The organism is bacterium (genome assembly GCA_041649255.1).
Classification (GTDB): Bacteria; Hydrothermota; UBA3073; order JACQXS01; family JAQTXJ01; genus JAQTXJ01.
The window spans coordinates 88,535-101,772 of the sequence record JBAZNK010000012.1 but is presented as its reverse complement, the minus strand read 5'-3'; the positions used below and the strand labels follow the sequence as shown (position 1 = coordinate 101,772).

Below are 13,238 nucleotides of genomic sequence, written 5' to 3'. Positions count from 1 at the left end.
TTATGTTTCAAACTATCTATTTTTTATTTTTCCGATTAACTATTATACTAATATACTATTACACGCCTGTCCGCCGTAGGCGGAATTCCCCCCTCCCATACTTCCTCTCTCTATACCGTGTCGGCGCAAGCCCTGTCTTCGCCTTGAAAACCCTGCAGAAATACCCCGCGCTGAGCCCAACTTGCATCGCTATCTGAGATGCATAGCCGTTCGTCTTGATAAGTAATTTTTTTGCATTCGCTACCCTAACCCTATTTATAAATTCCTTAATGTTAGTTCTTTTTGATTTATTCCACATACTGGAAAAACTATTCGGATGCATACCCACAACCAACGCAATATCCCCCAAACACAAATCCGGATTCATATAGTTCTCCCCTATATACTCAATCGCCTTCCGAACCTTGCACGGCAAAAGCTTCCCCGTGTCTACCATACCCAACCTCGCCGATTCTTCCAAAATGCTCTGGAACGAACTCCCCCTCTGTTCCTCAATCAACTCATCGGTCTTTGTCAACAACTTCTCCACGTTGAACGGCTTTTCAAAATAATATGATGCCCCGTTGTTTAAGGCGCTCATAGTGTTTTCCTTTGTCGCATCCCCCGCCATCATTACTATCTTTATGCCGGGATGCGCTTTCTTAAAAATGGGAATTAACTTCGTCCCCTCTATATCAGGCAAGTTAACGTCAAGTAACGCAACATTGAACTTCCTCTTCTTAACCTTCTTTACCGCTTCCTTCCCCGTCGTCACATAACTTACTTCATACCACTTTTTCTCTAATAGCTTCTTTAACGTCTTGCAAATCTCCGGCTCCTCATCCACTACAAGAACACTCTTTCTTATGTCCAATCGCCTATGTTTCATACGCTTAATTATACTTTATATTATACAAAACACTCGACATTAAAAACGACTGAAGATGCTCGAAATTTATAGGCTGGGAAAGATATGCAAATGCTCCCGAATCCATAAACTTAATATCCGCTCTCGCATCTTTTAAACCGGATGTCATAATTACCGGCATCTCCGGGTGAGTCTTCTTTATATACTTTAAATATCTCATACCATCCGGTATCATTATGTTCAGTAAAACAATATCAATAGTCGTATTCTTCAACACCTCTAAAGCACTCCCCCCATCATTAACGACATATACCTTGCACCCCGCGTTGGTCAGGAATCGCTTAAACCGGTTACACGCTTTTTGATTGTCGTTTACGACTAAAACCTTTATTACTCCCCTGTCTTTCATAATAAGTTTCTCCATTTACTTTCAATTTTATGAAGAAAGAACGTTGTTTATTGTTAGCTCTATGCCTTCCATATTCAGCGGTTTTACAAGAAAACCCATAGCTCCTTTCTTAGTCGCAAGCTTAACGTTCGTATACGTCCCGTTCGCAGACATCATAATAACTTTCGCGTAAAACTTAATAGCCCTTATATAATCAAGAAGTAGTAACCCTCCCCTCTCAGGCAATTCTACCTCTAAAAGCACCAAATCCGGAGCAACCGTTTTAAACATCGAAAATCCATCTTTGTCATTATGCGCTACCAGTACTTCATAATTTTTCTTAGTCAGGAATTCCTTAAGCGTATTGCACACCTCTACCTCATCATCTACTATTAATATTTTCGACATATTCTCCCCTTTCATTTTTTATAACCCCCTTTACAAAAACCCTCTCCCCACACCTAACCAATTTCAAACCTTGTTCTGCTCCCTGAAAAAATAAAAAATATTGTTCCAAAAATCATTAAAGCAGGAATAAAAAATATAATCAGCATTGATAGTATTCCTCCAAACACTCTTCTCATTTTTTACCCCCTAAAATATATTCAAAATCACCCCCTAATGATATAGCAAATTTCGTGTCAAAATAAGTAGATTTTGAAATAAACTTTTTTATCCGGAGAAAAAAATTGAACTCCCCCTTAAAAGATAAAAATATGAATCTTTCGTATTTAAGTTGAATCTACTTTAGTGGCTCACTATTTCCTTTTACACTATTATCCTGTGTTTTAATGTTGTTATCTGTGATAATCTTTATTTTTGTTTTAATCTTTTTTCTTTAGTTCCGAGTCTTTTGCGGAGTTTATTCGTTCGTTTTTCTATATCCAAAGATTTCTTTCTGTTATTTTTTAATCCTAAACCTTTTATTATCTTGTAAATCTGCGTTAATCTGCGTGCAAATTTTTCTGTTTTTTGTTCGTGTGCCTGTCTGCCGCCATTAATACAGGTGTTCGTGAATACTACTTTGTCCTGTGGTTAATACTTTTTATCTTTATTTGTACTTATTCATATCATCAACTAAAACACAAAAGAACCAAAAATATTTCTACTCCCTTTCTATGTCGGGGCGGGTTTCCCACGCCCCGACAATCTTTACTCTTCCCTTTTATTGATTCTTACTTCGACTGTTCCTGTCGAATTCTGTAATCCCTTCCCTCTGTTTCTGAGTAACCATACGCTTTCGGATAAAGCAGTTCACCCTTTTTGCAAATCTTGCCTTCTCCCTTATCCTCTTCTACCGGCTTTTGTAATTCCTTCATCACCGGGTCATCCCTGTCCGCAAGAACTGTATAAAAAACCTCTCTGTCCGCCTCGCCATAAACGGTAAACTTTGTGTTGCCGGTTTGCCATTCACACCCTACCTGGAAAGGTTTCCCAACCGGAGTTAAATTTACCGTCGCTTCGTTTTCCTTTGTAAGCGATGCAAAATAACTTGGCATCTCTACCGTCCCTTCACCGTTGGCATTCAATCTCACTTTTCCCCTGTATAAACAAAGATTCTCGGGAGATTCAACAAAATTGTGCCTCAGCGTCTTATTCATCGGGTCAAGAGGATGGTCAATCAAAAATGAACCGCTCCCTTTGCTCAAACTTCCCGTAATATTCACATTGCCGGAAAAATATCCCGCATACTTGTTCCCACTACCGCCAACGCCTGAATATATTCCATATTTATCGCCTGTACCTGCACCCTCTGCGTAAAAATAACTTCCGGCTGCATAGCCAGACCCTGAATGAGAAGCGTAACCATAAACTCCTCTTGTAGAACCTGTGCCGTAACCGCCCGTATGAAAAGCTTCCCCCTCACTTCCTATTATGCTAGCGCTTGAAGTCGAAGTTGCTTTTCCCCATACTCCCCTTCTAGTGCCTGTTCCTGAACCGCCTGCTTCAAAATACCCTCCTGTTACATCGCCTGAACCTGAATGCGTGGAACTGCCATAAACCCCATATGCCGGATTGCTTGAACCTGAAGGTGCAGTTGCAATACTCTTTAAACCGTATTTAGTTCCTGTTCCCGAACCTTTTCCCTCGAAATAACCTCCGTATACAGCGCCTGTGCCCGTATTAGTTGCTTCATCATACTCACAATATATATCATCTGAAGTGTTTACGGTTAATGTTTTGACTAACCCTACACCCCCGGTAGTTGCAGGCCAACTTTGTCCCAGATGGTTATGATCACTATCGCTCAAAGTAGTATATTCCCCGTCATTAATAACGGTTCTCGCAAAATCGGCTGTATCACAACGTGTTGCTTTTTCTGCCTTTATTGCATAACCTACGCTCGCTAATTTTTTGCGCGGTGTAAGTATATCACTTCCTACCTGCGTTTCAAGCCACAGCGAAACACCCGTAAAAATATCGGCAGGTATAGGCTTAACGCTTCCAAGCACTGCATTGAATAATCCGTTATCCACTTCGACATTATTTTGCGTTTCACTCCATAATTCTTTTCCTCCCGTTGACTCACTATATAACCTGAAAACCATTTCCATTGTCCCTGTAATACCTGCTCCTGTCGTATCTTTCGCATCAGCTATCCACCCCTGGTAGTTAAGCTCGTGTAATCTTGTAAATACGGGATTCGTATTTCTTTTTGCCTCTTCTTCTACACGAATAGAATTGGCATTTGTTGCAGTGCGCGTTGCCTGCTTTGCCTGCAATGTTCCCAATAATAGAACACACATCACAATAGCGCTCAATGTTTTTCTCATTCCCCACCCCCGTAATCTTTTTATTTCATTAATATTAGTTTTTTCGTTGTTCGGAATTCGGAAGCCGACATACGAACAAAATAAATTCCCTGCGCCACTTTTTCTCCTTGCTTGTTAGTTCCGTCCCATAACATATTATACATTCCCGGTATTTGTTCCCCGGAAACCAACGTTTGTACAACACTGCCTGCAATGTTGTAAACCTTTATACTAACATTGCTTGTTTTCGGTATCCCATACCTAATCGTCACACTGCTATTTGTAATCGGATTTGGCCACGGATGTGCCATACTGAATACCTTCGGGATAATCGGGTTATCCGATACGCCGACCGTTGGATGCGTTAGACAGGTATAAAATCCTGCCTGCTCAATACGGTTAACTGCCCGGGACTGCCCGATAACGGATTGCCCTGCCGCATCTTTTATGGAATAGTTAGCCGAACTTGACTTCCCACCCGTAACTGAGAACGCGGACTTCACAAGCACATATTGGACTCCAAAAACCTGGGTAGCCCAAAAAAACACTGCGAGAGCGAAATACTTCATCCTTACCTCCTTTTCTCCTTACTTTACTCCCAAAAATACGTTTGGTATCACCTCCCTGCTGCCGAAAAACCCGTTCTTAACACATTATAACAAAAAGCCTTTGCAAATATCCATATTCTTTTGCAAATATCCGTATTCATTTGCAAATATCCGCATCAAAAACAAAAAAAAATCCTCTTGTAGCCTTATTGCAAGGAAAATTCCTTTGCAAATATCTATATGAAGAGTTTTTGAGAACGTGAATTTCTATACTGATTTGGGGATGTGCCTATTTTTACTTTAAAAACCCGGTTAAAATGATATGAGTTGTAACCCACTCTACGCGCTATTTCAAAACTATAATCCGTTGTCTTTATAAGCAATTTTTTTGCATTTCTTATCCTAAGCTCGTTTATGAAATCCGGTATACTTATCTCTACGTATTTATTCCATAAAAAAGAAAAGCTTTTCGGATGCATATGGACACTCTCTGCAATATCCTTTAAACATAAGTCGGGATCCATATAATTCTTTCCCGTATATTTAATTGCCTTCTGAAGCTTGAAGGGTAAATTTGGGGCAAGCGTAATGTCCTGTTTATCTGATTTTGTGATATTCCTTTTGTTCATATTATGCTTATTTCTTTTATATTAATTAATTTCAAACCTTGTCCTCCGGCCCGAAAATACAAAAAATACTGCTCCAAAAATCATTAACGTAGGAATAAAAAACATAACCGACATCGATACTATCTCTCCAATTATCTTTTTCACTTTTTACCTCCTAAAATATTTTATAAAACTTAATCTATATAGTACAGCAAATTTCGTGTCAAAATAAGTGATTTTGTGAAATAATATGAAAAGATTAAAATAAAAAAAAGGGGGCATTAAAAAATGCCCCCTTTTTTATTTAGTATTTTACCTGATGAAGATAATCTTCTTAACCGATTTCAATTCTCCCGCCTTTAGTTGACAGAAATACATTCCACTTGCCAGCTTCTTGCCGAAATTATCGTTCCCATTCCAATTAATAACATAAGAGTTGGCATTTTGTTGAGAGTTGACTAAAGTCCTGCGTAACCTGCCGTTATTATCGTATATCTCAAGAACGACTTGCGCTTTAAATGGAATATTATACGATATCGCAACCCTTCTGATTGCCGGATTACAAGATTTTATTATCAGATAGTTCTTTTCCGCTTTTGTTTTTTCCTCTATCCCTGTTTTCGGCATACTGATATTGATATTAGAAATCGTGTTATTGTGAACATTAACGGATTGAGAATAGTTTGAAGTATTGTGGAATGGAACAGATGTTTTAATGGTATAACTCCCTGCAGGCAGCTTATCTATGATATACCGCCCATTTGGAGATGTCCTCGTACACCCTACCTCATCTTCGCCTTTAGTCGTATTTATTGCATACACCATTACATTTTCAAGAGGATTCCCTTTATTGGACGTGATTTTACCGTTTATGCCCGCTTTGCCGTTTTTACTTGCAGGAGCAAGGGCAAAATCAATGTCGTCCGCAGTCGGCGTAACTTCTGTTGCCATTTCCCACGCAAGAGAAGTATCATAGAATTCACCGATATACCCGGGAGCCCACGCATAAATAGAATACTTTACGCTGTCAAGTCCATTAATGGTATATTTACCGTTGATATCTGTAGTCCCCACACAAGACTCCGAATCATTTTTGAAAGCAAACACCATACAAGAAATCGGCCCCCCCGTGCTGCTCACAACTGTTCCCGTAATATGCTGTTTTGCAATACTTGTATCCGTCGGGGAAAGAATAAAATTTATATTAGAAGTAGTCTGCTTATTTACAACACTCAAAAACATAGCATCTTTTAACTCGGCAACATTATTATAGAATTCATGAGTATAACCGGTTGCTATAACTTCTACATAATAATGCCCGGCTGTGATATCAGTTATTGTATAACTCCCATTAGAATCCGTGCAAGCATACCCTTCCGAACCGGAATCCCCAAAAGCATGAACATAGGCATTCGGAATCGGATAACTATTATCATTCCATACATTGCCGGAAATATGCCCCGTCTCCGGCTTCTCCTGACCTAATCTTATGAGATAAATATCGGAATAACCACCCGCCCCGAAAGAATATGTATACCCTAAAACAATAAACCCGCCGTCTTCAGTTTGTTGAACCGAAGACCCATAATCGGCGATAGTCCCTCCGAAAGTTCTTGCCCATAAACTATCTCCCGAAGAATTTGTCTTAATCAGATATACATCATAATTTCCTGCCCCAAAAGAATTTGTCACCCCTGCAACAATGAACCCCTCATCAAAAGTTTGTTGAACGGAATATCCTTTCTCGTAATCAGCCCCGCCAAAAGCTCTAATCCACAACGTATTACCGGAAGAATCCGTCCTGATTAAATACATATTTGAAAAACTACCTACACCAAAAGACCACGTCCATCCCGTAACGATAAACCCGCCGTCAAAAGTCTGTTGAACCGAATATCCATTGTCATTATTAGCTCCCCCGAAAGTTCTTGTCCATAAAGTATCTCCCAAAGAATTTGTTTTAATCAGATAGCCATCGGCAGATGCCCCATCACCTTTAGTTCCCGCAAAAATAAAACCGCCGTCAAAAGTCTGTTGAGCCGACTTGCCCAAATATACATCATTCCAGTTAGTTCCGCTATAGGTTTTCGTCCACAGAGTATCTCCCGAAGAATTCGTTTTAATCAGATAAATATAACCATTGGGCACCATTTTTTCTCGTATCCTTTCCGCAATAATAAATCCGCTATCGGCACACTGAACAAGCGAATAACTACTGTCTATGTCAAAGCTATCTCTCCCGAAAGTTCTTGTCCATAAAGTATCTCCCGAAGAATTTGTTTTAATTATATAGGCTTCATAGTTTTTCGCATATCTATGCCCTCCAATGATAAACCCGCCGTCAAAAGTCTGCTGAACCGAATATCCATTATCATCGTTAGCCCCCCGAAAGTTCTTGTCCATAAAGTATCTCCCGAAGAATTTACCCTGACAAGATAGACATCCACCAAACCTGCCCCGAAAGAGTATGTACTCCCCGCAATGATAAACCCAGTGTCGGATCCTCCTGAAGCGGACTGAACCGAATACCCAAATTCATTGTTAGCCCCGCCAAAAGTCTTAGTCCACAAAGTATCGGGCGCAGCCGCAATTACGTTTGTTGCTATTAATATTCCTAAAAGTAATGTAAATTTTTTCACGCTTCCCCCTTAATTCTTATATACCATAATATAGCAACTTTTATGCCAACTAACAAAAACCCACAAATCACACCACCAAAAGACAATCCATAACCCACCCCAACAATCCCATTTTTAACATATTTATGTCAACTTTGTTGACACGTTCCCCATTACGCCCCATCAAACAACAAATCACAGACAATGTCAACTTTGTTGACAAGACAACTTTGTTGACTTACTCTATTTTATATCTTTCAACCTTTTTTTGAAGCCCGAAGCGGGAGAGTCCGAGGGCTTTTGCTGCGTCTTTCTTCTGTTTATGTTTTTGTAATGCTTTTATTATCATTTGTTTCTCTATGTCTTCGGTAACGGATTTTAACGTCCCTTCCCTTAATTCAATAAACGGTGACGCTTTCCCCCGCCCTATGGAAAAAAGGTCTTCTGAAATTCGATTCTCCGTTGATAGGGTTACGGCTCTTTCAATTTGATGTTCGAGTTCTCTTACGTTGCCATGCCAATCATAATCTAACAATATTCTCATCGCGTTTTCGGTAATTCCTTCGATTTTTCTTCCTAATTTTTCAGAGTATTTGTCTAAAAAATGATGCACAAGTAAAGGGATATCTTCTTTTCGCTTTCTTAAAGGCGGAATTACTATCCTGATTACATTTAAACGATAATATAAATCGGAACGGAATCTACCCGCTTCCGTTTCTTTTTTTAAATCTTTATTGGTAGCCGCTATGATTCTTACGTCTATCTTTCGCTGCTTTTCCTCGCCCAGTCTTCTTATCTCTCCTTCCTGGAGAACCCTGAGAAGTTTTGATTGTAACTCCAAAGGAATGTTAGATACCTCGTCCAGAAATATTGTTCCCTCGTCTGCTTCTATAAATAAACCCTTCTTGTCGCCCGTTGCTCCCGTAAATGCTCCTTTCAGGTATCCAAAAAGTTCGCTCTCAAACAGCGTATTCGGTATGGAAGCGCAGTCTACAGGGATAAATTTCTTGTCTTTCCTGGGACCGCTGTAATGTATGGTTCGGGCAATAACTTCTTTCCCTGTCCCGGTTTCCCCGTCAAGCAAAACACTCGTCGAATTATCTATAACTTTTTCCATTAATTTATAAAGCTTTCGCATTTCTTTGCTCTTGCCGACTATTTTTTCAAACTGGTATTTTTCCTCTGCTTCTTGCTTAAGGTATATGTTTTCTTTCTGAAGTTCCATATGAAGTCTTGCATTTTCAATAGCAACGGCCGCAAGGTTGGAAAAAGTAGTCAAAAATGAAATGTCTTCCGAAGCAAAAAGGTCGGTAACCCTTCGGTGGTCAAGATAAATAGCGCCAATGGTTCTTTCTTTTATTTTTAAAGGCACACAAAGAACGGATGTAATATGATAGTTTGTAATACTTTTTTTATCCCGAAATCTGATATCTGAACCCGCATCATTGACTATTAACGGAGTTCCTTTCAATGCTACATCCCTGACTATGGATTCACTGATTAAAGTTGTGCCTTCAATGTCGTTTTTTTCTACTCCGCGAAATGCTTCTATCCTTAAATCGCCCGCTTCTTCCCCGGTCAAAATAAGAACACCCCTTTCCGCATCCAGTGTCTCAATGGCTATATCCATTATTTTATTCAACAACTGCTTAATATCCAATATCGAATTAATAATACTGCTAACCTGGTATATACCGATAAGGTCTTTACTAACGGGTCCCTTTAATAGATTTTTTATTTCTTTCAAATTTTCCTCCATCCCTAATTTTTCAAATATCTCCTTTGCCTTTTCAAGATACGATACCCCATCTTTAGTTTCACCGGTTGTTCTTTTTAACTCTCCCATCTTAAAATAACTTTTCGCAAGCTCGACTTCAATATCTATCTCTTCTAAAGTTTTTATACTTTTTAGAAGATATTCCTCGGATTTTACATTGTCTTTTTTAAGTTGGTACGTCTCAAATAATTTTCGGTATATTATTCCTTGTTCCGCCTTGCTTCCAAGCGCAACCGCAAAATCCAATGCATCCGAATTATATTTTATGGATTCTTCAATGTCTTTTTTATTCAAATATAATTGCCCTAAAGCCTGGTATACTCCTAATAATACCCTCTTATTCCCGAGCTCGTTGCCAATTGCTTTTGCTCTTTCAAGATAGTTAAAAGCTTCGCCGGGCTTATTTTGATTTATATGTATAGTCCCTAAATTTATTAAAGAGTTTGCCGCTCCTAAATAATCCTTTATTTTTTCCTTTAGAGAAAGACTTTTTTGATAACATTTTGACGCTTCGTCCCAATTATTCTGGGAATTATATACTGAACCTAAATTATTATAACATCCTGCTATCCCTTGAATATCACCGATTTTTTCTTTTATTTTCAAACTGCGGGTAAAAAAGTCAATTGCTTCCTGCCATTTCTTTTGTTGGATATAAATAAGACCTATGTTATTATAGGAAGCGGCAAGACTAATATCATCCCCCATTCTTTCTTCTATTTCAAAGGCTTTACTATAATGTTCCTGAGCTTTTGTCAGGTTGCCTTGCCTGTAATAAATAGTTCCTATATTTTTATACCCTCTTGCCATACCTATCGGGTTTTTTATTTTTTCGCTTATGTCAAGCGCCTCTTTGTAATGTTGAAAAGCTTTATTAAAATCCCCCGTAGTAGAATACACAACCCCAAGATTATTATTGGAGGCGGCTTCTCCCTGTAAATCTTTTACCTTTCTTTTTATTTCAAGACTCTTTTTGAAATATTCCGCAGACTCTTCGAGTTTGCTTTTCCTTAAATAAATAGTTCCCATATTATGATATATTCTCTCTGTCTCCTGTAAATCGCCATATTGTTCCGCAATTATTAATCCTTTGTTTGCGCAATCCAGAGCCTTATCATAATCCGCTTTAGTTTGATACGTCCAGCTCATCTCCTGGTATATGCGAGCTTTTACTTTTTGATTGCCCTTGTCCTGCAGACTGGAGATAGCTTTTTCATAAGACTGAATCGCGGCATCGGATTCCCCTTTTTTGCGATAACCGACTCCGATATCACAATAGATATCCGCAACTTCTTCAGGATTGCCGGTTAATACTTCTTTGTATTTGTTAATTGCCTCATCATAGTTCCCTTCCAATATATATATATCCCCGAATTCTTTTGAAAGCCTGTAATCAGTGTTCTTCCTCCCCTCAACCACGCCAAGCGCCTGTTTGAAATATTTTATCGCCTCTTTGTAGGCATAAAGAGATTTGGCTTTCTGACCGGCTTTGAGCGAAAAGTTAAATGCTTTTTCTTTATTTATTCCTCTTGCAAAATGATAAGACAATTCCTCTACTACCAAATCAAGCTTGTCTGCAAATCGCTTTTCTATAATTTCCCCTATTGCCTGGTGAAACTTTTTACGATTTTCTTCCTTTAATTCTTCGTAAAGCATTTCCCTCAGTTGCAGACTTACAAAATAATATCCGTCAGTATGCTCTATTAAAAAGTCTTTTTGAAGTAATTCGTTTACCGCATCCAGAAGTTCTTCCTCAGGACAGTTAATTATTTCTTTTATTATATTTAATTCAAATTTTTTGCTGAATACGGAACATATTTTTAGTGTCTCGTATGTCCCGCTATTTAGTGTTTTTAAGTGTTCCTTAAATGTTTCCTTTATGGTTTTTGAGAGTTTCAGCTTTTCAAAATCTACTTCTTCAATTATCCACTTCCCCTTTTGAAACAAAAGAGTTTTACCTGACATAGACTTAAGAAGTTCCTGGATGAATAGCGGATTCCCTTGAGTTTCTTTAAAGATTTTCTGCATTGGAGAAGAAGCAAGTTTATGTCCTCCCAACATTGAAGTAATTAACGTATCCGTCTCGTTCTGATTGAGTCCTTTTAAATTTATATTCTCTGCTTTATCGACAAGTATATTCTTCTTGTCCGTTTTCTCTTCACAAAAAGCAAAACATAAAATAATGTTACTCTTCTCTATGTTTTTTATAAGATAATGAAAAAATTCTATGGTTTCTTCGCTTGCTTGTTCTATGTTATCAATAAATAACACATAGGGCTCTATGTGTGACGCCTTAATTAAAAACTGGACGACAGAATCAAAAAACTGTATCTTTTCATACGTAACTTTAGAAAAGACCGGCAGGGAAAGTTTTTTTCTTAATTCCGGAATAAACCGGGCAAGCATTTCTTTATATTCTTCAATTAGGTTTATATGGCTGGATTCTATTGCGCGGATAAGTCCGTTTAATATTTCCACAATTGGACCGTAAACCATTTTTTCTTCTTGCCGACATATGCTTTTCCAAAAACCCCGCCCTTTTAATTGAGCCTGTATCCGAAATTCTTCCATTAACCGCGTTTTCCCGATTCCTGCGTCCCCGCTTATGGATACCACAACTCCTTTCCCCTTAGCTAAAAGGTCATTCAGCCGGACAATCTCTTTTTCTCTGTCAACAAAACAACCGTTTAAAAGCCACCCCTTCTGTGGCTCATCACGACCTTTGTCGCGGAGCGGTTCTTTCTCGCCTGCTAACAAGCTTATATCCGAAATGACTTCTCTTGCTGATTGATATCTGTTGTACGGATATTTGCTTAATAGTTTAAGAATAATCTGATTTAACTTTTCCGGAATATCTTTTGCGTATTCGGAGAGAGAAACCGGAGTTTTCTCAAGGTGTTGTTTTAACACTGATAAAGGCGTTTCACCTTCAAAAGGAAGTCTGTGTGTAACTGCTTCATAGAACAACACGCCCAGAGAATATAAATCCGTTCTAAGATCTGTTTGATTCCCCTTAATCATCTCCGGGGACATATATTCTATCGTTCCTTTCATACCTTTATGAGTAGAAATATCAACCGGTTCCGTCATTCCAAAATCAAGTAACTTAGCCGTTTTATTCTTTGTTATAATAATGTTAGATGGTTTAATATCGCAATGCACCAACCCACGGGAGTGTATAAATTCAAGTGTTCGGCATATTTGAATTATTAAGGAATAAAGGTTAGAGTATTTATCCTCTTTCCCGCCGGTCTTTTGTATAGATAAACTTCCCGTGGCTTTTACAAAATCATCCCCCGCAACATATTCCATCGTAAAATAAGAATTATTTTCTTTGTTCAATACAAAATCATATACTTCTACAATGTTGGGATGATTTAGTTTTGTCATAACGAGGAATTCTCTTTTTAAGTGCAAAAGATTTTCCTCTGTTTGCGACGGAAGTAAAAGCTTAAGCGCTAATTCTCTGTTCCTAACCTTGTCATAAACATGATAGACTTCCCCTGTCCCGCCTCTGCCAAGTTTTTTAAGAATTTCGTATCTATTATCAATCAGTTCAGGCATAATTATTACTTTTTTTCTATAAAAACTCTAAACTTGCCTAACGGAAGTTAGACAATCATATTATGCTTTGGATATACTTTCTATTCTCATTTTTGCAACTTATTTTTTTAGAACGAACATAATAAAAATTGCGGT

11 protein-coding genes are annotated in these 13,238 nt (G+C 38.4%); all 11 read right to left on the bottom strand.

All coding sequences use genetic code 11. The features are described from left to right. Positions 1-58: 58 nt before the first annotated feature. Positions 59-868 carry a DNA-binding response regulator gene (locus tag WC614_09275; protein MFA5033199.1) on the bottom strand — a complete coding sequence of 270 codons (810 nt, stop codon included), beginning with the start codon at positions 866-868 and terminating at the stop codon, positions 59-61. A 4-nt stretch (positions 869-872) separates the two neighbouring features. Further along, complete coding sequence (locus WC614_09270; protein ID MFA5033198.1) at positions 873-1,271, bottom strand: response regulator; 399 nt, start codon at positions 1,269-1,271, stop codon at positions 873-875. 12 nt (positions 1,272-1,283) lie between these two features. Continuing rightward, positions 1,284-1,643, bottom strand: coding sequence for a response regulator (locus WC614_09265; GenBank protein MFA5033197.1), 360 nt, complete (start codon positions 1,641-1,643; stop codon positions 1,284-1,286). A 53-nt stretch (positions 1,644-1,696) separates the two neighbouring features. Further along, positions 1,697-1,819, bottom strand: a complete 123-nt coding sequence (locus WC614_09260; protein ID MFA5033196.1) for a hypothetical protein — start codon at positions 1,817-1,819, stop codon at positions 1,697-1,699. 591 nt (positions 1,820-2,410) lie between these two features. Further along, on the bottom strand, positions 2,411-4,009 hold the full coding sequence (locus tag WC614_09255; protein ID MFA5033195.1) for a hypothetical protein: 1,599 nt from the start codon (positions 4,007-4,009) through the stop codon (positions 2,411-2,413). 20 nt (positions 4,010-4,029) lie between these two features. Next, positions 4,030-4,557, bottom strand: a complete 528-nt coding sequence (locus tag WC614_09250; protein MFA5033194.1) for a FlgD immunoglobulin-like domain containing protein — start codon at positions 4,555-4,557, stop codon at positions 4,030-4,032. A gap of 215 nt (positions 4,558-4,772) precedes the next feature. Next, positions 4,773-5,165, bottom strand: a complete 393-nt coding sequence (locus WC614_09245; protein MFA5033193.1) for an AraC family transcriptional regulator — start codon at positions 5,163-5,165, stop codon at positions 4,773-4,775. 21 nt (positions 5,166-5,186) lie between these two features. Next, on the bottom strand, positions 5,187-5,309 hold the full coding sequence (locus WC614_09240; GenBank protein MFA5033192.1) for a hypothetical protein: 123 nt from the start codon (positions 5,307-5,309) through the stop codon (positions 5,187-5,189). A 147-nt stretch (positions 5,310-5,456) separates the two neighbouring features. Beyond that, positions 5,457-7,547, bottom strand: a complete 2,091-nt coding sequence (locus WC614_09235; GenBank protein MFA5033191.1) for a carboxypeptidase regulatory-like domain-containing protein — start codon at positions 7,545-7,547, stop codon at positions 5,457-5,459. Then, positions 7,430-7,783, bottom strand: coding sequence for a hypothetical protein (locus WC614_09230; protein MFA5033190.1), 354 nt, complete (start codon positions 7,781-7,783; stop codon positions 7,430-7,432). The genes WC614_09235 and WC614_09230 overlap by 118 nt, the downstream gene beginning before the upstream one ends. 217 nt (positions 7,784-8,000) lie before the next feature. Next, the gene (locus WC614_09225) at positions 8,001-13,103 is read right to left on the bottom strand and encodes a sigma 54-interacting transcriptional regulator (GenBank protein ID MFA5033189.1); all 5,103 of its coding nucleotides are present in this window, start codon (positions 13,101-13,103) and stop codon (positions 8,001-8,003) included. Positions 13,104-13,238: the final 135 nt, after the last annotated feature.

Coding starts and splice junctions, on each gene's coding strand:
- WC614_09275 (MFA5033199.1), bottom strand. CDS start 868: ATGAAACATAGGCGATTGGACATAAGAAAGAGTGTTCTTGTAGTGGAT.
- WC614_09270 (MFA5033198.1), bottom strand. CDS start 1,271: ATGGAGAAACTTATTATGAAAGACAGGGGAGTAATAAAGGTTTTAGTC.
- WC614_09265 (MFA5033197.1), bottom strand. CDS start 1,643: ATGTCGAAAATATTAATAGTAGATGATGAGGTAGAGGTGTGCAATACG.
- WC614_09260 (MFA5033196.1), bottom strand. CDS start 1,819: ATGAGAAGAGTGTTTGGAGGAATACTATCAATGCTGATTATATTTTTT.
- WC614_09255 (MFA5033195.1), bottom strand. CDS start 4,009: ATGAGAAAAACATTGAGCGCTATTGTGATGTGTGTTCTATTATTGGGA.
- WC614_09250 (MFA5033194.1), bottom strand. CDS start 4,557: ATGAAGTATTTCGCTCTCGCAGTGTTTTTTTGGGCTACCCAGGTTTTT.
- WC614_09245 (MFA5033193.1), bottom strand. CDS start 5,165: ATGAACAAAAGGAATATCACAAAATCAGATAAACAGGACATTACGCTT.
- WC614_09235 (MFA5033191.1), bottom strand. CDS start 7,547: ATGGACAAGAACTTTCGGGGGGCTAACGATGATAATGGATATTCGGTT.
- WC614_09225 (MFA5033189.1), bottom strand. CDS start 13,103: ATGCCTGAACTGATTGATAATAGATACGAAATTCTTAAAAAACTTGGC.